Origin of the sequence: Alicyclobacillus tolerans, from assembly GCF_048984885.1 — a bacterium.
Classification (GTDB): domain Bacteria; phylum Bacillota; class Bacilli; order Alicyclobacillales; family Alicyclobacillaceae; genus Alicyclobacillus_I; species Alicyclobacillus_I tolerans.
This window is the reverse complement of sequence record NZ_JBMGNK010000002.1, coordinates 2,830,680-2,851,484: the sequence shown is the minus strand read 5'-3', so window position 1 is coordinate 2,851,484 and position 20,805 is coordinate 2,830,680. Positions and strand designations below refer to the sequence as shown.

Below are 20,805 nucleotides of genomic sequence, written 5' to 3'. Positions count from 1 at the left end.
TGGCAGCTGCTAGGTGGATATGCGCCTCGTGAGGTGGTAAATTTTATTCCTGGTGAGCAAGAAAAACTTGTTCCAAAATCGGAATGCGCACTTATAAAGATGGTGAAATAGGGGAATTTAACCGGAGACAAGTTTTTTCCGGGAGGCCCTATGTTCGAAAACCATTCTTTGCAGGAACGAGCGCAAACTATTGCCCTCACACATGAAGTTGGACGGACTCCGGTGCTTCTGGCACAGCGCGGATTGCGTGAATTTAAGCGTGCAATGGATAGTATGCGCGCCTTTGTCCAGCAGTTGCAGCAGCAAAGATCTGAGTGCAGTCAGCCTGCAGAAGACTGGCTGTTAGATCACTTTGCGTTTTTGGAAATACAGTCAGACTTGGTGATTAACCATTGGTCTCGCCAGGCCGTTCGACATTTACCGTATTTGCAACAGACAGGGAAAACGCGTATTGAAGCCATTGCAAGTGACTATCTGCAGGCTGTTCAAGGTCAATATCAAATCCATACATTTCTACAATACATTTCAGCCTATCAAGAGGTTGCCATTTTGCAAATACAGGAGTGTTTTATGCTCTTGGATGCTTTGCGGATGGCAGCCATTTCTCAATTGTCTGCTGCTATGCGCGAGGTTGAGCATAGAAGCCAAGTCTGTCGAAAGATTTCAGATTGGATGCAAAAGGTTCGCCAATCCGAACAGACCCATGAGGATATTGCTCAAAAGGTTGCAGAATATGCCCACTCATCCTCCTTCACTCCAGTTGAAATTGTTCATTTGACCCAGCATTTGAATGAGTTATCCTCGAATGAAGACATGGTTCATCATTGGTTGTTGAGTTATGTTCAACAGTCTAGTCAAGATCTGCAACAAATGATTTCCATAGAGCATCAATTTCAAGTGGATTTGCAATTAAATTCTGGATATCTTGTTCAAACATTACATCGATTAGAACGTGAATGTTGGCAGGATATTGTTGCGAAAATCTGTCGTGTAGAAATTCTTTTGCAAGAACATGCTTTTGCTGATTATCCGCGTTTAGACAAGAAAAGTCAGCATCAACTTTTGCACAGTATCCGCGAACTGGCGGGAAAACTTGCTTTGCCGGAAATGATGGTCACTGAAGGATGTTTAAAACTTGCTGAAAATGCGTTTGAAGCACATGGCTCTGAAGTGAAAGAAGCTTCACCTGCTTACTATCTACTTGAGCCCATGGGACAACATCTGCTTCATCAATATCTATCACAATTAGCCAAACCGCGTTTCTTACCCTCGCTGCCGCTTCGTCGCAGACCATATCTGGCTTATTTTACAGCCTTAGGTCTAGCGATAGCTTTGATATTTTGGATTATGGTGGATTTGACATTACCCTCCATAGCTTGGCGAAGTTCTCTGTGGATAGCTGTTGTGGCTGCTCTACTGATCATATTCCCTGCAAGTGAATGGGCTTTAGAATGGGTACATACGACCATTGTAAAAACGTGCCAGCCATGGCCGTTGCTGCGATACGATTTTAGTGAAAGTCTTCCTGAGGATGCTCGTACGATGGTGGTTATGCCAATTCTTTGGAGTCATAAAGAAGATGTGGATGACGTATATGAACGACTTCTCACGCATGCATTGGCAAATCGCCAAGAGCATATTCACTTTGCCGTGTTGGCTGATTTTCCGGATAGTCAGTCAGCTTGCTCAGAAGCAGATGCAGAATTACTTGCTTATGCGAGTGAACGAATGGCAAAAATTCAAGAAGAATATGGCAGTGATCGGTTTTTTCTGTTTCATCGAGATCGGCAATGGCATGCGTCTGACAAGCTATATCTAGGATGGGAGCGGAAACGGGGGAAATTAGTAGAGTTTGTCCGTCTGCTGCAGGGATATGAAGATACAAGTTTTTTTCACATACAAGGCGAACGTTCAGTATTGTCAAAGATACGCTATATTTTTACGGTTGATCACGATACGCGTTTGCCAATAGGTGCTGTTTGGCGCTTGGTCGCTACCATGCACCATCCTTTGCATAGACCGCGTTTAAATGAGACAAAAACCCGCGTAGTTTCTGGTATGGGGGTACTACAGCCGCGTGTAGCGGCCAGTTACGATTCCGTTTTTGCTTCAAGGTACGCAGAGTGCACAGCAGCTGAACCAGGACTCGACCCGTATGCATTTGCAGTATCTCATCCGTATCAGGACTGGTTTGGTCAAGCTTCGTTTGTCGGTAAAGGATTGTTTGATGTGGAGATGTTTGCGCAAGTACTCTCCAAACGTCTGCCAGAAAACAGTATTTTGAGTCACGATTTGTTGGAAGGAGGATTTTTGCGCACCTGTCTAGCTTCAGATGTTGAAGTGCTTGAATCTCAACCTAAGACCATCTATGAACACGAACGACGTCTACATCGCTGGATTCGTGGCGATTGGCAATTACTTCCTTGGTTTGGCAAGTATGTACGCAATGCCGAAGGCCAATCAGAGAAAGTAGATCTCTGTTCATTAACTCGTTGGCAAATGATAGATAATTTGCGCCGCAGTATGCTGGCGCCTGCTTATCTTTTGCTGGCATGGTTGGCCACGTTTGCCCAAACAACTTGGAGTTGGCGGTTGTGGGTGTTGATTGTGGTTACCTTAGCTCTGCCTTGGTTGAGGACTCTATTCCGTTTGACAATGGGCCGATCACGTCGTAAAGAATGGCAAATGGTTACTTTGCGATGCTGTATGGATGTGATTTTTTTGCCGTTTACTGTTGCGTTGGCCGTGGATGCTATTGTGCGCACTCTTTATCGGCTAATCATAAGCCATCGACGCTTATTGGAATGGACACCATCAGCACAAGTAGCGAGAGAGCATAAGCAACCTGCGTTTCTTTTTACAAAAACAGGGATTTCCTTGTATGTCCTTTTGATTTTGTCGGTTACCTTTACTTCTTGGAACGGACATTTTCTAACAGCTGGTTTGTTGCTATTCTTTTTCTTCGCCAGTTGGCCGTTTGAACGTTGGCTGAGACAACCACCTCGTGCTAAAAATCCACTTTGGACCCAGGAAGACTTGCAAACTTTGAGACATTGGTCTGAAAAAATTTGGTCTTTTTACAATTGTTATGTAACGGCTGAAGAAAATTGGTTGCCGCCTGATAATGTTCAATATTTTCAAGGCGAGCAAATCGCTCATAGAACATCTCCTACCAATATAGGTCTGTATTTATTATCGACCGTTGCAGCAGCCGATCTCGGTTATCTGACGGAAGAACAATTATATGAACGACTCTCTTCCACGCTAGCAACTGTCGAACGCCTTCCCAAGTGGCATGGCCATTTACTGAACTGGTATAGCACTGAAGATTTGCGCCCGCTGTTGCCTCGCTATGTATCAACCGTAGATTCAGGCAACTTTGTAGGTTATCTGATGGTCTTGGAGGAAGCTATAGCTGAACGCAGTCAGTCAAATGTAAAGAATAATTGGGAAATATTGCTGAAACGTGTTCGTCGGTTGATAGCAGAAACAGATTTTCGTCCATTGTTCCATTATCGAGAACAGTTGTTTTCGATTGGCTATCATCTGGATAGCGAAAAATTGGAGGATACTTTATACGACTTAGCCGCATCAGAAGCGCGTCAAGCCAGCTTTATAGCCATTGCTCTGGGGCAAATTCCTGCTTCTCATTGGTTTGTGTTAGGACGGACCATGGTACGCGTAGGTGAACACAATACTCTCCTTTCGTGGTCAGGAACGATGTTCGAATATTTTATGCCTTCTTTAATCATGCGAACTTATCGGGGTGGGTTGTGGGACGAGACCTATCAAGGTGTGATTGAAAAGCAACAGTCGTATGCGCGCTTACTCGGTGTTCCTTATGGTATTTCAGAAAGTGGGTACTACGCGTTTGATGAGCATTTGTCTTATCAATATCGTGCCTTTGGCGTGCCGGGGTTGGCTTTTGACCGGGAACAGCAAAATGAGTTGGTGCTTGCTCCTTATGCTACCTTGCTGACACTTCCTTTTGCTGGACATTCTGCCATGCAAGCGCTCGCTGAATTTAGCAGACGCGGTATGGAAGGAGATTTTGGATTTTATGAAGCGCTCGATTGCACACGTCGTCGCTTGCCTCCCGGATCAAAAGAAGAGCGCATTATCAGTTATATGGCGCATCATCAGGGCATGGCTTTGCTAGCCATAGCCAACGTATTGACCAACCAGAAAATGATTCAACGATTCCACCGTCACCTGGCTGTGCGAGCTGCTGAATTATTGCTGCAAGAGAAAGCTGCAGCGAAGGCGCGTTGGAAACAGGCTCCAGTCCTACCCAAAGGAGTTCCGGATTTTCAGCAGACAAATGACGTGGCGCGTCGAGAATTTCAGCAACGGCCAGCATGGCCAGAAGTCAATCTCTTAGAAGGAGCAGGTTTGTCCAGCATGCAGACCACAGCGGGGGGCAGCTGGTTGCGTTATCGAGGTGTATCGATCACACGTTGGAGAGAATTTGCAGTTTCAGAGATTTATGGGTCATCCATCTATTTGCAAGTGTTGAATGGTCAAGAGTCTTTACCCGATTCGCCAAGCTTCTATCCTTGTAGCCGAGAATTTGGTGAAGTTTGTTTTCAGCCAGATAGCAGTCGTTTTAGAAAACAAATGGGGAACTTGGAAAGTGAATTGTCCATAACAATTCATCCAGAAGCGCCTATTGAATTGAGACGGTTGCGTGTATTCAATCATGGCGACAAAAATTTGCGACTTTGTTTAACCACATTTACTGAGCTGTCCATGGCAGAACAGTCTGCTGACTTGGCTCATCCTGCTTTTGTCAAATTGTTTGTGGAAACTAGGTTTTGCCCGGAAGCAGGTTGTTTGGTTGCCAAGAAAAGAGCGAGATCAGCCGAAGAAAACGAGTTGTATACCATTCAAGCACTTTTAGCAGACCCTTCGGATCATTTATCAGTGCTGGAATTTTCATCAGATAGGGCAGAATTGCTTAAACGTGGTGACACGATGTCTGCCCCGCAAGGTCTCAACCAACCGCTATCAGGAAGTACAGGTTCTGTGGCTGATCCGGCGTTTATTTTTCGTCATACTATTGACTTGTCTGCCGGTCAATCCGCGACGTTTTACTTGGTAACAGCTTGTGCGGATACAGAGGAAGAAGCGATGTCTCACATAGAATACGCTAAACGTCCTGGCGCACTTGAGGGTATGTTTCATCGAGCTTGGCTAGCTGCTGAAGTTAGACGGAGGCAATTTGGGCTGACGGCAGATCAAGTGAAAGTAGCAAATCTATTGGCGAGTCGTCTTTACTTTCCTCTTCTCCAGCGTCACCAGAAAAAATGGGCGATGCAAAATACCCTGGGGCAATCAGCTTTGTGGTCAAAAGGTATCAGTGGAGAGTTGCCCATTGTATTCCTTAGAATTTCGCATTTGGCAGATATGCCTTTTGTGATATCGCTGGCTCGTATTCAGCAATGGCTTATACAGCAGGGATGCGACTGTGATTTGTTGATTATGGATGCAACCGATGGCGGTTATCGTGATGAGTTGATGAATCGACTTAAAACTTCGCTCGGTCATAGTGGACACTTTGTCGAAGAGCGAGTGCACGTATTGCGTCAATCTCAACAGACCGAAGAAGTATTGCGATTGCTCAAGTCAGTGGCGCGCGTTCATTTAAGAGCAGAGGGTCCAAGTTTAGAACATCAATTGCGTCAAACAGAATATCAGCCCATAGCGTTACAGGATCAGGAAATAAACGACATCATGGCTCATACAGTTCGCCCTGAATGGCCAGCAAAACCATTGCATTGGCCGGCTGAACCGTTGCATTCCATGTTTTGGAATGGTTATGGCGGTTTTCAAAAAGGTGGTCAAATCTATCAAATGGCTGTTCATTTGAATCGTCCTTTGCCGAGACCCTGGAGTATGATTCTTGCTAACTCGCACTTCGGTTGTTTATTGACCGAGTTAGGAACAGGGTATACTTGGTGGCGCAATTCACGAGAATGGAAGATATCTCCTTGGAGCAACGATCCCTTGCTTGATCCACCTGGAGAAGTTATTTACTTGCGTGATGATGAAGCAGGAGAGGTATGGTCTCCCATGCCCAAACCGCTTGGAGGACAGAAATGGTTTACGGTGTCTTATGAAAAAGGTCGAGTAACCTATACTTCTCAACAGAGTGGAATCGAGCAAGAACTGGAGGTCACGGTTCATGCGCGTTTACCTGTAAAAATGATGCGGATCCGACTCAAAAATACCACTCCACAAGTGCGTCGAATGAGCCTGTTTGCCGTTGTATCCTGGGTGTTGGGAGTGCAACGTCAACCGTTTGATCCTTTCTACCATATAGAATGGGATGAAAAACGAAAGCTGCTTTTAGCGAATCATCGTTATGCGGATACCTTGAAAGATGCACACGCTTTTATACATGCGTGTCAGTTGGGTGAAAACGGAGTAGAAGAAAATCCCCAAATATATTACAGTGCTAGTTTAATGGATATATATGGACCTTCGGGAAGTCCAGAACAACCTTTGATGATTTGTAGCCGAGATTTTTTGCCGAATCGATTACTGTCTTGGCCAGAGCCCTGCGGCGCATTGCAGGTATGTTTTTCCATTGCTTCCGGAGCGACAAAAGAGCTTCTTATATGGATAGGAGCGGCTGAATCTAAGCAGGCAGCGCTTCGTGTGTTTGATGAATTGACGGACTCCATGATACACAATGAAGTTTTGCCTGCACAATTGTCCGAAACTTCTTTGTTTGCGTATGCAGCATGGACCGAGAAAATTTGGGTGAATACGCCCAATGCGGCATTCAACACGCTGATGAATGGTTGGTTGCTTTACCAGGCGCTTGTATGTCGGCTATGGGCAAGAACTGCTTTCTATCAAGCTGGTGGAGCTTATGGATTTCGCGATCAAATACAAGATTCACTAGCCTTCTTACAAATTGATCCTAGCCTCTGCCGTGAACAAATTTTGCGTTCAGCGGCTCATCAATATCAAGAAGGTGACGTTCAACATTGGTGGCATGAGGAGACGGGTAAGGGTATACGAACCAGGTTCTCTGATGATTTGCTCTGGTTGCCGTATGCAGTGTTGCGCTATGTCGAAACAACCGGAGATCAGTCCATTTGGCAAGAATCAGTCGCTTTTTTGTACAGTCCGCCTTTGCGCGATGGCGAATTGGAACGTTATGAGGATACCTGTATCTCTCATGAGAATGCTTCACTAACTGAACATTGTCGGCGTGCGCTTCATCGAGCTTGGCGGCTGGGCGAGCACGGTTTGCCATTGATTGGGATTGGCGATTGGAATGATGGGTTCAGTCGTATAGGGGCAGAGGGACGTGGCGAGAGTGTCTGGCTAGGCTGGTTTCTTCTTGACATTTTAAGTCGATTCCAGCGTATTCAGCCATATCCTTTTACAGAAGAAGAAAGAGAAGAATGGCGGATCAAGGCTGAAAAATTACGTGCAAGTATGGAGCGCGAAGCGTGGGATGGATTCTGGTATCGGCGTGCGTTTCACGATGCGGGGTTCTGGATTGGGACGTCAACCGCCACAGAATGCCGAATAGACGCGCTAGCTCAGTCCTGGTCAGTTATCTCTGGAGCGGCTGAACCGGATCGACAGGAACAGGCCATGCGGTCTTTCTTGCGTGAGTTGGTAGATGAGAGATGGATGTTGGCGCGTCTGTTGACGCCAGCCTTCAATCATTCCCATCCCAGTCCGGGTTACATTCAAGGGTATCCTCCGGGTTTGCGTGAAAATGGAGGGCAGTATACGCATGGCGTGATATGGTCAATCGTAGCGTTAGCGATGTTAGGTGAGGGTGATCAAGCTTTTCATCTATTTCAAATGTTATCTCCCATTTCACACACCAGTTCCTCCCAGGGAGTTTGGAGATATGGAAATGAACCTTATGTGATGTCTGCAGATGTCTATACAGCCCCGCCGCATGAAGGACGAGCAGGGTGGTCCTGGTATACAGGAGCGGCTGGTTGGATGTATCAGGCAGGATTGGAGTGGATTCTGGGAGTTCGCAAAGAAGGTGAACGTTTAATCATTCAACCTGCTGTACCAGAAGAATGGCAGGAGTTTTCGCTTCGATACACCTATGGGGATAGTGTCTACAACATTCAGGTTATGTTAGATCGAGAGCAAACTGAGACGATTTGGGAAGATCTTGATAGTGGTCAGAAAAGTAGTTTTCTGACACTTGTTGATGATGGCCGTCAACATCGGTTTTGCGTAAAAGTGGCAGTAACAAATAAAAAGCTTGCCACGAACGTCTTTGCGTTGGAGCAAGCTTGAATCTACGGGTCGGCTTTACAGCCGACCTTATTCTTTATTTAAGGGCATCGGGGAGGCCCTGATAATAATAAGCCAATGTCCGAGTACCTAAGCGAAAGTTCTCCAACGCGAAGTTTTCATCAGGAGCGTGCATATTTTCATCGGGTAATCCAAACCCCATCAAAACCACTGGTATATGAAGCAATCGATCAAACGTTTCAACAATAGGGATGGATCCTCCGCCGCGTGTAAATGTCGCTTCCACTCCATACGCTTTTTCATATGCCTTAGCAGCCCATTGAATCGCAGGGTGATGGAATGGAGTTACGTAGGGGCGGCCTGAATCTTGACGGGTCAATGTGACGCGCGCACCTTTAGGGGTGTGCTTTTCAATATGTCTTTCAATCGTCTGGTAGATATGTTCTGGCGTCTGATCCGGAACAATTCGGCAAGTGAGTTTTGCATGTGCTTCGCGGGGAATGACGGTCTTGGTGCCTTCACCCTGAAATCCACCATAGATACCGTTCACTTCTAAGGTTGGTCGCACCCAGAGGCGTTCCAATGTACTGAATCCCGGTTCGCCATGTAAGGCTGGCAGGCCGAGTGACGTACGGTAAGCTTCATCATCGTGACCGAGATCGCGAAAAGCTTGTAATTCTTCCGCGGTTACCGAGGTTACTTGGTCGTGAAATCCGTCTACTGTAATTCGCCCTTCGGCGTCATGGAAAGAAGCGATTAATTCAGCTAGAGCGTGAATTGCATTGGGTACGCCGCCACCGTGCTCGCCGCTGTGCAAATCACGCTTGGCCGTTTCTACATGTAATTCAAAGGCAACCAGTCCGCGCAATCCATAGCATATGGTTGGTCGTCCAGGAGCAATCATGCCTGTATCAGAGATGAGCAGAACATCAGCTTGAAAGCGTTCTGCATTTTTTTCTAAGAAATCCGGAAGATGGGCACTACCGATTTCTTCTTCGCCTTCAATGCAAAATTTAATGTTCACTGGCAGTTTGCCTTCTGTTTGAAAGAGTGCTTCCAAGGCTTTGAAATGTAAGAAGGTTTGTCCTTTGTCATCTGTAGCACCACGCGCAAAAATTCGTCCATCGCGAATTTCTGGTTCGAATGGCGGAGTTGTCCATAGAGGCAGTGGATCGACAGGTTGCACGTCGTAGTGACCATAGACAAGCACAGTGGGTTGACCAGGAGCATGCAACCAGTCGGCATAGACGACGGGATTTCCCTTTGTCGGTAACAACTCTGCATTTTCGAAACCCAGATTGGCTAAATGATTTTTAATAAATTCCGCGCAAGCCAGCACATCATTTTTGTGTGCAGAAAGTGCTGAAATGCTAGGGAAGCGGAGAAGATCAAATAATTGTTGTAAATGTTCTTTTTCGTTTGCCTCTAAATAAGCTTCCAAATTCATGACTAGAGACTCCTTTCGTATCCCCCGTAAATAGGGGCATAGATGACTCATCCATAGTGTAAAGCATTTGCGCTTTTACAGCTATTCGAAAAAAACATGGACGCAAAAGAAAAAAACAGATAAGATGAGAAGGGTTTGTCCCCAATACCTTCGCTTATCTCGTGTATGCGAAAGGGAAAACATTTGAAATGAATAGAAAAGGCCCAGGTACCCGTTTTTGTACGGGTTGAAAAGGGAAACCGGTGAAAATCCGGTGCGGTCCCGCCACTGTGAATGGGGAGCGCGTCTTCCATGAAGCCACTGGATTTGTCTGGGAAGGCGGATGCGCGTGAAGAACCAAAGCCAGGAGACCTGCCTGTTGGCCTGTTACATTTGCCGTTCCTACGGTCGATAGGGAGAGGTGTCTATATGTCTATGCCAGAAAAACGCGGTCAGCGTCTGCGGCAAACATTTAACCTTTTGGATTTAAGCAGTTTATCCATTTCCAGCGTTGCTCCTGCTTTCAGTATTTCTGCCACAACAGGTATTATGATTGGCTATAGCGGCATCTATAGTTTGCTGGCGATTTTGCTGATTGCCATTCCGTTTATTGTATCCTCTTTCACATTTCGCACCCTCAATCGTCATTTTCCTAGCGCAGGGGCTTCATATCATTGGTCGACTCGAGTTCTTGGCAAACGGATTGGACGTTTTCAAGGCTGGATTTTATTGCTCGCCTATTTTAGCTCGATTCCTCCCATCCTGGTTCCTGCCGCCCAATATACTTTGGCGCTTATCTACCCTCACGGTGTAAACCAGCCGTTGCTTGAATTTTTGGTGGGTTCTTTTTGGATAGGAGTAGCCATGCTCCCGTTGCTTTCTGGAGCGCGTCCAACTGCGCTGATTACTCAGGTGTTTTTTGCTGTTGAAATTTTCTTTCTTATCCTGTTTGCCATATTGGGCATCATGGCTTGGCCGCATGCGCATCCGTCCTTGCCTGTCGAGCATTCTCCCGTCGGAGGTATTTTTCTAACCATGATTGTGGCCAGCACCATTATGGACGGATGGGAAATTGACAGCTATGCTTCCGAAGAATCCACTCAGCCCAATCGCGATCCTGGTGTTGGTGGAATGATTGGCGCACTTTTTGCCTTAGCTATCTATTTATTGTTTGTGCCCATGATGATATGGGAAACTCCTGGCAATGCTCTTGCTGGTTCTGCCGATCCGTTGGTTACCTGGATTCATTATTTACCCACCACAATACCTCACGCTACCATTTGGATGTTGGTTCCTATTCTCGCCTCAACGGCAGGTTCGCTCTGGTTGACGGCTTATATTTTGATTCGTGGTGTGTATGCCATGGGGCGTGATGGGTTATTGTCCCGACGATTTGCCAAGTTGAATTCTCGCCAGGCGCCATCTTTGGCTACGGCAGTGGTACTTATGGCGGCGTGGGCGGTAATGGCCTTACAATTGTTTGTCCATTCGCTGAATGTCTTTTTTAGTATTGTCTTGTCAACCGCCGGGTTTTTCCTTATTTTCGAATTTATGCTGGACAACATCACAGCGACTGTATTTCTATGGCGAATGCATCATCGCGATCAACTGCATGAAAAAAGGGATAGAAAACATTCTCATCGCATCATGCTGATGTTTTCTTCGTTCACATCTTTTTACTTGCTCATCTTGCTCGTAGCCTTTCTGTTTCTAAGTGGGCGCACGATTTCTCCCTGGGTGAATCCAATTTTAGCAGGGTTACTGTTGGCAGGTTTTTTGTATGCCGTCAAAAAACCATCACCAAGTCAAATGCAAGAGTCCGAAAATTTTTGTCAGCAGTACGATGAAGGGATATACTAAAGAGAATGAATGTGGTGTTATGGCTAAAGGAGGTTCCTGCGGTGTTTAACAGTAAAGAGATAGCCCGTCGCTTGACAGAGAACAGCCAACGAGCGTTTCAGGGCTGTGTCTGCTATCCGCAGCCTGATGCAATTGCCAAAATGATTAAATTGTTGCGCAGCGCTTTGCTGCCTAACTATTTTCCATACAACAATCTCGGCCTGGAAAGAAGCGTAGAAGCAACCATCAGCGAGTTGCAGCAGGTCTTGGCAGCTCAAATTCACCGTGCTTTGTTTGAGAAATGTTACGATTTAGAAAGTTCTCAAGAAACACGACACATTGCAGATGAGCGTGCGGCGGATGTTCTACAACATCTTCCTGAATTGCAGACCATGCTTTATGAAGATGTTGTGGAGACACAAAACAGCGACCCTGCAGCTTCATCAGAAATTGAGATTATCCTAACCTATCCTGGCCTGCTGGCACTGTCTATCTATCGTATGGCACATGTTCTCGTACAATATGATATCCCACTTTTACCAAGGATGATGACTGAATATGGTCATCGCTTAACGGGGATTGATCTACATCCAGGTGCCAGCATTGGACACGGAATTATGATCGATCACGGTACGGGTATTGTTGTGGGTGAGACAGCGCAAGTAGGCAACCATGTAAAAATTTATCAAGGTGTGACCCTGGGAGCTTTGTATTTTCCTCGTGATGAGCAAGGTATTTTAGATCGCCAGACAAAGCGTCATCCTACCGTTGAAGATTATGTTGTTCTATACGCTAATGCGACTGTGTTGGGTGGAGACACGGTAATTGGACATCACAGTGTGATTGGCAGCAGCGCATGGGTTACTGAGTCGATTCCACCTTATTCGCGAGTTGTGCACAACCATCAGTCTGTTGTCACAAAACGACAAAAATCGCGTTAAATATACTCTAAGGTGCTTTTCTTTCATCGCAAACATGTGGTACGTTTATCATAACCCTTTACCTCTATTTTTGGTCCGCCATATTGGCGGCCTTTTTTATTGAAGAATCCTTCCTTTATTTGTTCTTCAATCGTTAAGAGCGTGAAATCAGTGAAGCGAGTTTGGAATAGATGATTTTGCGGCTATGATACTTGAGAATAAAGAATGGGCATTTTGTAAATAAAACTTAAAATTAGAAGCCGTGTGGCTTCATTGGCAAAAGTCATGCCTTTGTGCTGCAGGATATCTTCACCAAAGAGTCCATGAATCAAGATGAAGCAGGCTAAGAATACAAATGCGGTACGGTAATGTGTTGCAATCTTTTCTTCTGCATTCAAGCTTTCCACCGCCTTGACTCAAATGACAGACGTTCTGATGATTGAGTCGAAGTGAATCATTTTAGGATATGTGTAAAAATCTTATAGGGAACGGCAGACCTATAGGTTGCTAACGACTGTTCCCATCGTTAAGTATGAAAAATCGTTTGTACTTGTGATTTGTGAGTAAGCAGCATATACTAAGATTGACTTACAATTTCATAGTTCCTTCGGGGCAGGGTGAGATGGTTTCCCTATACGCCATCAATTCCCGATCGGTGGTGAGCGCATCCCGTATGATGCCAAGTCCACGAGCTGAAAAATGCAGTTTTCACTGCGGTACAGCATGAACTGGTGAAAATCCAGTACCGACGGTATAGTCCGGATGAAAGAAGGAAATTGGCGCAGACCGAAAGGTTTTGTGTCTATGTGTCATTCGTTCATTGCCCCTCCGCGTTCTGTTGGAGGGGTTTCTTGTTTAGGATGAACGATGGCTAATCAAGGCCCGAAGAGAAGATGGGGGTGCAGATGTTCGCAGACTTTATAGAAGAACTTTTAGAGGATAAACATTGGGCTATGGCAAATTTGCAGTCGTTTTTGGATGAATCAGAGGATGAACGTTGGATGCGCATGGCGCTTTCTTTGGCAGCTACGGCTGGTAGTCAAACCCATCCCAATCCTAGGGTGGGTTGCGTGTTGGTCAAAGAGGGGCAATTGATTGGACAAGGGGCGCATCTCCGCGCCGGTACTCCACATGCTGAAATCCATGCTTTGCGCCAGGCTGGTCCAGAAGCGAAAGGCGCTACGGCTTATGTCACACTGGAGCCATGCAGTCATTATGGCCGGACGCCTCCTTGTGCTGATGCCCTGATTCAAGCAGGGATTAAGCGTGTAGTTCTAGCCATGGTCGATCCCGATTTACGCGTATCCGGTCGAGGTGCCGCGAAATTGCAAGCGGCTGGGATCGACGTGAAGATGGGGGTTATGGAAGAAGAAGCGCGCAGATTAAATAAGCCTTATCTTCATGTTCAAACGACTCATATGCCATATGTTGTCTGGAAAACTGCCAGTACATTAGATGGTCGTATGGCGACATCAACTGGGGACAGTCGATGGGTAAGCGGAGAAAAGTCTCGTCAAATGGTTCATTACTGGCGGTCGCGAGTAGACGCAGTGATGGTGGGCATCGGCACAGTCCTTGCGGACAATCCGCAGTTGACAGTTCGCTTGTCTCATATGCGGGATGTCCGTCAACCGATACGAATCGTGATCGACACCCACTTGCATACTCCGCCTGCTGCTCGGTTGCTCAGTGAACCTGGACGCACATTGATTTATTGTGGACAGCAATTTCTGCAATCTGAGCAGAAGGAGGAGTTGATTTCACAAGGAGACGTTGAAGTAGTAGGCGTAGCAACCGATGTGAATGGCCGATTAGACTTGCGAGCTATGCTTGCGGATTTGGCCAATCGTCAGGTGGTAACGGTCTTGCTTGAGTCAGGACCAACTTTGTCAACAAGTTTCCTGGAACAGGGCCTGGTACAAGAAATAGCCTGGTTCATGGCTCCCAAATTGTTGCTGTCTGGTAAATCGACATTACTTTCTCAGCAACCAATTACCCGTATGTCTGACGCTCTACAACTGGACAGTGTCAAAGTCCGGATGGTGGGACAAGATATTTTGCTGACCGCTGTTCTAGGGGGACAATCGTAATGTTCACCGGTCTGGTAGAAGAATTGGCGATTCTTAAGAAGATAGATAAATCGCCACAAGGCGCCCGTTTCATTTTGGCTGCAAACAAAATTCTTGGAGATATGCAATTGGGTGATTCCATTGCAGTCAACGGTGTCTGTTTAACAGTAGTGGAGCGAATGTCCGGAGCTTTTGCTGTAGAAGCAGTGCCAGAGACAATGCGCCGCACGAATTTAGGGCTTTTGCAAACGGGTGACGAAGTTCATGTAGAACGGGCATTACCTATAGGTGGTCGTCTGGGTGGACATTTAGTTTCTGGCCACATCGATGGTACCGGAACCGTGCGCGAAGTGATGCACGAGGGGATGGCACGCGTCTTGACGATTGCAGCTCCTGCTCACTTGATGAAATACATTGTTCATAAAGGTTCCGTTTGTATTGATGGGGTTTCGTTAACCGTTATGGAAGATCGAGGAGATGCATTTACACTCTCCATTATTCCTCATACTGGTCAAATGACAACATTGGCAAGCGCTCGTCCTGGCCGAGTTGTAAACATTGAATGTGACGTGCTGGCCAAGTATTTAGAGAAACTTTTGCAATACCAAACTGTTGACTCATCGTCTGTCAATCGTAGTAGCCAGTTGTCGTTGCAGTGGTTGGCGGAACACGGTTTTGCTTGATGGTGGCAATGGTGGAAGAGAGGGGAATGGGCAATGTTGAGTACAATTGAAGCTGCAATTGCCGATTTGCAAGCTGGCCGTCCTGTTATTGTGGTGGATGATGAAGATCGGGAAAATGAAGGAGATTTTGTGGCGCTTGGTGAAAAAGTCACGCCTGAACTGATCAATCTCATGATTACCCATGGTAGGGGTCTGGTTTGTGTGCCGATTACGGCAGATCGCGCTGCTCAATTAGGCTTTGATGCGATGGTTGCGCACAATACGGATGTGCATGGCACAGCTTTTACGATTTCTGTCGATGAAGCACATACGCACACAGGTATATCAGCTTTTGAACGGGCGCAAACCATTGCGGCCATAGTCTCTGAAGAAGCTCGTCCCGAGCACTTTCGCCGTCCTGGACATATTTTTCCACTCATCGCTAAAGACGGTGGAGTCTTAAGGCGAGCTGGCCATACAGAGGCGGCGGTTGACTTGGCTCGGTTGGCAGGCGCGAAACCTGTGGGGGTCATTTGTGAAATTCTCAATCCCGATGGGAGCATGGCTCGACTACCTGATTTGGAGAAGATTGCGGGTCAACTCGGATTGAAAATGATTTCTATAGCCGATTTGATCGCTTTTCGAAAACGCTCTGAAAAATTGGTTATTCGTCAGGCCCAGGCCCAGTTGCCAACCGTTTTTGGTCATTTTCAGGCGGTGGTTTATACCAATTCGCTAGATGAAAAAGAACATGTGGCGCTGGTCATGGGGGAGATAGATGAATCACCCACATTGGTTCGTGTGCATTCAGAATGTCTCACAGGAGATGCGTTTGCTTCTCTGCGCTGTGACTGTGGACCACAGTTGCATGCGGCACTGCGTCAGATAGCTGAAGAAGGAAAAGGCGTTTTGCTTTATCTTCGCCAGGAAGGGCGTGGCATTGGTTTGCTGAATAAGATACGAGCCTATGCCTTGCAAGATGAGGGAGCAGATACAGTAGAAGCTAATCATCGACTTGGATTTGCTGATGATTTGCGAGATTATGGAATTGGTGCACAAATTTTGTACGATCTCGGTGTGCGACAAATGCGGTTGTTAACCAATAATCCGCGCAAAGTGCGGGGGATTGAAGGGCACGGTCTGACCGTGATCGAGCGTGTCCCTCTGGAAGTGGATCGCAATCCATTTAATGAGCATTATTTGCAGACCAAGCGCGAAAAGCTGGGGCATCTTCTTCATCTGTAGCTCTGAGTTGAAGTGAGCTGTTACGAAATCGATAACATTTAAGCGTGTAAGGACATTGAAATGAAAAAGGAGTTGAACAAAGTTTGAACGCGCAAATTTGGGAAGGACATTTGATAGGTCAAGGATTGCGCTTTGGCATTGTGGTTGGACGTTTTAACGAATTTATCACGCATCGCTTGCTTGGTGGTGCTCTGGATGCTTTGCAACGCCATGGAGTTGAAGAGAGTGCTGTCCATGTTGCTTATGTACCGGGAGCATTTGAAATTCCGTTTGCGGCCAAGCGATTGATGCAAAGTGGTCGATTTGATGCTGTAATTACATTGGGTGCAGTTATTCGAGGCTCTACGCCTCACTTTGAGTATGTTTCGTCAGAAGTTGCGAAAGGAGTGGCCAACCTTAGCTTACAGGCTGAGATTCCCGTTATTTTTGGCGTATTGACCACAGATACTATAGAACAAGCCATAGAACGAGCAGGTACAAAGGCTGGCAACAAAGGTTGGGAAGCTGCAGTTTCGGCTATAGAAATGGCTAACTTAAACCGCTCGCTGCAAAATTTAGGTTAAGTATTTGAGTTGCCTCAGAGAGCACCCTGATACCAAGTCGCCCATGGCCATTCGTTTTGGTTCTGGGCGACAGCTTTGCTCGATTCATGATTATGACAATTTGGTTTCTGACTAGAGCAGGGTTTGTTCAAGTCGTCGCGAATTTTATGAAGAGCACATTTCGCACAAATTGTGGGCTGTGCTTTCTCTTTTTGGCGAATAAGAATAGGCTGGAAGGTTTGATAGTTGACACTCGCAGCCTGGCTATTCATAAATCGCTTTGAGGTGCAAAAGCGAGGGGTGGAGCTTTGAAAGACCAAAAAAAACGGTACAAGCCTGGCAAAGTGATGACGGAAAAGCGCCCGAGAAGGCATAGAAGGCGTATGCTTGCCTTGCAGGTCGGCGGCATAGCTGCACTTTGTCTGGTAGCTTGGCGGATTACGAATATACAACATGTGTTAGGGCCGGGATTGTTGAAAGACGCGTCCAATGTTCAGGATGTTTCCAAAGTCGAATTGGCACCGCGTGGTGAAATTCTTGATGCTGCTGGTCAGCCCATCGCGTATGATGTTCCAGCCTATATTATGGATATTAAAATTTCTGATTTCACCAACCGTCAGGCTTTGGCGCAAAACTTATCCAATATTCTACAATTGCCATACACCCAGATTTATAGCTTAGTATCTCAAAGTTATGATTGGATTCAGTGGAATCAACCGATTCTTGCGACAACGAAGGATGCTATTGAGAAACTGTACGGACAGGGTAAACATGCTGAAGATTTTACGTTTACCTCTACAGAGAAGCGTTTTTATCCTTTTGGCCGTTTTGCCGCAGCTACAGTTGGATATGTTGGACCCAATGGTCAAGGTGTCATGGGGATAGAAGCTGAAGATAACCATTTGCTCGAAGGTACCCCTGGTAAGTTGGACTATCGGCAAGATGCACTTGGATTTCCGTTACCGGGCAGTGTACATACAGTAGTGGCTCCTAAACCGGGGGATTCTGTGCAATTGACCATCAATCCAGTCATTCAGGGTTTTGTCGATCACGAAATGGATATTTTGGATGAGACGGTACATCCTGAACACGCAGCCATGATTGTGATGGATCCCTGGAATGGACAGATTCTCGCTATGTCGAGCCGTCCAGATTTTAATCCCAACCAATATTGGACGGCATCGCCTGTAGCACTCGATCAAAATTGGGCAGTGTCGGCTTCTTTCGAACCAGGTTCCACATTCAAGCTTTTTGTTCTGACAGCTGCTTTAGCTACTCAATCCATCAATCTCAACCAGACTTATATGTCAGGACAAATTACAATTGATGGCCGTACCATTCATGATTGGAATTATGTTGGATGGGGTAAAATCTCGTTTCTAAAGGCTCTTGAATACTCCAGTAATGTTGGATTTGCCAAGATTGCTCTTAAACTAGGTTGGTCCAATTTGATGCATTACTTAAATCTTTTTGGCATGACTCATCCTACAGGTGTTGACTTGCCGGATGAAGGAAGTTCTATTCTTTTTCCGCCCTCACAAGAGGGTCAAATCCAGTTGGCCACTACCGGATTCGGTCAAGGTATTGCTGTAACCCCCTTGCAATTGATTGATGGAGTTGCGGCCATAGCCAACGGTGGAACGCTTTATCGGCCATATGTCGTAGAAAAAATCATTTCGCCTGAGGGACAGGTTATTCAAACGACGCAACCAGACGCGGTACAGAGAGATATTGCTCCATCTTCGGTACTTGCTGCTGTGCGCCATGCTATGGTTCTTGATGTCTCTCAGGGGATCGATAATGCGGCATACATTAAAGGATACGATGTGGCAGGTAAAACGGGTACAGCTCAGGTGGTCAATCCAAAGACAGGGAAGTTTTATAATTCTCGATTCATCACGTCTTTTATTGGATTTGCTCCTGGTTGGGATCCGCAAGTTGTAATTTATTGTACGGTAGACTGGCCGAAAACACCGGTTAATGACACATGGGGAAATACTACAGCAACACCTGTGGCTCGTGCTGTTTTGCAAGATATTATTAATTACTATCATATTGCTCCTCTCGGACAGACACAAAACCAAACATCGGAATTAAAACCAGCACAGAAAATGTCCTATATTGAAAATTTACCTAGCTTTGTAGGGGATACTGTAAGTCAAGCACAAAATCTTGCTGCCCGTCTATCAGGGAATTTGGTTATCAATGGAAACGGATCGACCATATTGCGCCAGTGGCCTGCTCCTGGTAGTGAATTAGCAACCTCTATGCCCGTATATGTTTGGACGCGCGGCAATCTAGAGGGGGAAACGATGCCGTCTATAAAAGGGTTAACATTAGAGCAAGTCATTGGTTTATTACAAGCCTATGGTTTGAATCCCGTTGTGCAGGGAACGGGATTTGCTGTGCAGACTTCCATTGCTCCAGGACAACCTGTACATCCAGGTGAGCAAGTGAACGTTGTACTCAAACCGCCTTCCACCATCAGCTAATCAAGGGTGTTTTTACGTTGGGGGGATTTGAAGTTGAATACGTACACTTCTTCTGCAGCGTCGGGAGGTCAAGCGCTCTCTCGGCGCCTTTTACTTGTCATGGCCATAGCCAGTGGAGCTGCTGTGGCTAATCTTTACTATGTACAGCCTTTATTGGCGGAAATTGGTCAAACCTTTCACGCCAGCACGCACGCGTTAGGTATTCTGTCTATGCTAACCCAGGTGGGGTATGCGTGTGGTTTATTGTTTTTTGTTCCACTCGGAGATCGTTTTGAACAACGCCGATTGATTGTCATTTTATTGATTCTCGTCAGTATACTTCTGGCGGCAATGGCCACGTCAGTTTCTATGCTCTGGTTATGGATTTTTGCGTTCCTAGTCGGATTGACAACCGTGGTACCACAAATCATTATCCCGCTAGCCGCAAATATGGCGGATGAGACGAATCGCGGCAAAGTTGTAGGGGTGGTAATGAGTGGACTACTCATTGGTGTCCTGTTGGCACGTGCTTTTGCAGGGTTGCTTGGATCGGAACTAGGCTGGCGTTCAGTGTTTGAGATTGCGGCCATATTCATGATTGCTCTTGCGCTGTTGCTCTACTTCATGCTTCCAGTTTCACCCCCAAAGTCAAAACTTCAAGCAAGAGACATATTTTTATCGCTTTGGCAGTTGATACGCACGTTACCCACACTTCGTGAGGCTGCCTTGATGGGAGGGTTGCTATTTGCCGCTTTCAGTGCTTTTTGGACGACGCTCGTCTTTCGACTTAGCACATCGCCCTATCATTATGGGGCGGAAGTGGCCGGCTTTTTTGGGTTGCTCGGAGTAGCGGGTGCTTCCATTGCGCCTGTGGCTGGACGTCTGGCAGATCGTATGCCGGCTCGGAGAGTGGCATTTCTTGGAGCGCTTTGCACCCTCCTTTCCTTCCTGGTGTTTGCTGGATTGTCAGCGCATCTTTGGGGTTTAATCCTGGGAGTCATTTTGCTCGATCTCGGTGTGCAGGCAGCGCAAATTTCAAATCAAGCAAGAATTTATAGTTTGCGGCCAGACGCTCGCAATCGTTTGAATACAGTTTATATGACGAGTTATTTTATAGGAGGTGCACTTGGGTCTGCCATTGGGGCTGATATGTATGCTCACTTTCATTGGCTTGGCGTTGCTAGTGTAGGTTTCGTATGTTCCTTTGCAGCGGCATTAGCTGCTGCGAGACCTGTAAAACGTATGGTCAGCCAAAAGTAGAGAGTGAGTCCAATGATGCGCTATACTGTGGAAGTGTTAACGCTTCCATAATTCAAAACTGTCAGTAACCCTCATCGCAAGATCACGCATCCCGCCAGAAACATTGGGATACATACTACCTGCCTCG

The 20,805-nt window shown here is 46.3% G+C and carries 11 protein-coding genes and 2 riboswitches; of the genes, 9 read left to right on the top strand and 2 right to left on the bottom strand.

Annotation, left to right across the window (positions count from 1 at the left end; translation table 11 throughout):
• Positions 1–150 precede the first annotated feature (150 nt).
• Complete coding sequence (locus ACOJUR_RS14535) at positions 151–8,286, top strand: GH36-type glycosyl hydrolase domain-containing protein (RefSeq protein ID WP_420950395.1); 8,136 nt, start codon at positions 151–153, stop codon at positions 8,284–8,286.
• Positions 8,287–8,320: 34 nt separating this feature from the next.
• On the opposite strand, the gene ACOJUR_RS14530 is transcribed toward ACOJUR_RS14535, so the two are convergent.
• Entirely contained in the window at positions 8,321–9,691 is a 1,371-nt protein-coding gene (locus ACOJUR_RS14530) for a dipeptidase (RefSeq protein ID WP_420950394.1), read from the bottom strand.
• Positions 9,692–9,879: 188 nt separating this feature from the next.
• Positions 9,880–10,066: riboswitch (cobalamin riboswitch) on the top strand.
• A gap of 33 nt (positions 10,067–10,099) precedes the next feature.
• On the opposite strand from ACOJUR_RS14530, the gene ACOJUR_RS14525 reads away from it, so the two are divergent.
• Positions 10,100–11,530 (top strand): APC family permease, encoded by a 1,431-nt coding sequence (locus ACOJUR_RS14525; protein WP_420950393.1) that lies wholly within the window; start codon positions 10,100–10,102, stop codon positions 11,528–11,530.
• A 41-nt stretch (positions 11,531–11,571) separates the two neighbouring features.
• Positions 11,572–12,450: a serine O-acetyltransferase EpsC gene (epsC, locus tag ACOJUR_RS14520; RefSeq protein ID WP_238413549.1), complete on the top strand. Its 879-nt coding sequence runs from the start codon at positions 11,572–11,574 to the stop codon at positions 12,448–12,450.
• A gap of 182 nt (positions 12,451–12,632) precedes the next feature.
• On the opposite strand, the gene ACOJUR_RS14515 is transcribed toward epsC, so the two are convergent.
• On the bottom strand, positions 12,633–12,827 hold the full coding sequence (locus ACOJUR_RS14515) for a hypothetical protein (RefSeq protein WP_072875376.1): 195 nt from the start codon (positions 12,825–12,827) through the stop codon (positions 12,633–12,635).
• 201 nt (positions 12,828–13,028) lie between these two features.
• A riboswitch (FMN riboswitch) is annotated at positions 13,029–13,207 on the top strand.
• Between the two features lie 127 nt (positions 13,208–13,334).
• On the opposite strand from ACOJUR_RS14515, the gene ribD reads away from it, so the two are divergent.
• The 6 genes from ribD (at position 13,335) to ACOJUR_RS14485 (ending at position 20,678) form a co-directional block, all read left to right on the top strand.
• Positions 13,335–14,519: a bifunctional diaminohydroxyphosphoribosylaminopyrimidine deaminase/5-amino-6-(5-phosphoribosylamino)uracil reductase RibD gene (gene ribD, locus ACOJUR_RS14510; RefSeq protein ID WP_420950392.1), complete on the top strand. Its 1,185-nt coding sequence runs from the start codon at positions 13,335–13,337 to the stop codon at positions 14,517–14,519.
• Positions 14,519–15,181: a riboflavin synthase gene (locus tag ACOJUR_RS14505; protein ID WP_072875375.1), complete on the top strand. Its 663-nt coding sequence runs from the start codon at positions 14,519–14,521 to the stop codon at positions 15,179–15,181. Before ribD ends, ACOJUR_RS14505 begins: the two co-directional genes overlap by 1 nt.
• Positions 15,182–15,214: 33 nt before the next feature.
• The gene (locus ACOJUR_RS14500; RefSeq protein ID WP_072875374.1) at positions 15,215–16,405 is read left to right on the top strand and encodes a bifunctional 3,4-dihydroxy-2-butanone-4-phosphate synthase/GTP cyclohydrolase II; all 1,191 of its coding nucleotides are present in this window, start codon (positions 15,215–15,217) and stop codon (positions 16,403–16,405) included.
• 83 nt (positions 16,406–16,488) lie between these two features.
• Positions 16,489–16,968, top strand: coding sequence for a 6,7-dimethyl-8-ribityllumazine synthase (gene ribH, locus ACOJUR_RS14495; protein WP_072875373.1), 480 nt, complete (start codon positions 16,489–16,491; stop codon positions 16,966–16,968).
• A gap of 287 nt (positions 16,969–17,255) precedes the next feature.
• Entirely contained in the window at positions 17,256–19,439 is a 2,184-nt protein-coding gene (locus ACOJUR_RS14490) for a penicillin-binding transpeptidase domain-containing protein (protein ID WP_420950391.1), read from the top strand.
• 33 nt (positions 19,440–19,472) lie between these two features.
• Positions 19,473–20,678, top strand: coding sequence for an MFS transporter (locus ACOJUR_RS14485; protein WP_306953529.1), 1,206 nt, complete (start codon positions 19,473–19,475; stop codon positions 20,676–20,678).
• The last annotated feature ends 127 nt before the right edge of the window (positions 20,679–20,805 follow it).

Coding starts and splice junctions, on each gene's coding strand:
- ACOJUR_RS14535 (WP_420950395.1), top strand. CDS start 151: ATGTTCGAAAACCATTCTTTGCAGGAACGAGCGCAAACTATTGCCCTC.
- ACOJUR_RS14530 (WP_420950394.1), bottom strand. CDS start 9,691: ATGAATTTGGAAGCTTATTTAGAGGCAAACGAAAAAGAACATTTACAA.
- ACOJUR_RS14525 (WP_420950393.1), top strand. CDS start 10,100: ATGTCTATGCCAGAAAAACGCGGTCAGCGTCTGCGGCAAACATTTAAC.
- ribD (WP_420950392.1), top strand. CDS start 13,335: ATGTTCGCAGACTTTATAGAAGAACTTTTAGAGGATAAACATTGGGCT.
- ACOJUR_RS14505 (WP_072875375.1), top strand. CDS start 14,519: ATGTTCACCGGTCTGGTAGAAGAATTGGCGATTCTTAAGAAGATAGAT.
- ACOJUR_RS14500 (WP_072875374.1), top strand. CDS start 15,215: ATGTTGAGTACAATTGAAGCTGCAATTGCCGATTTGCAAGCTGGCCGT.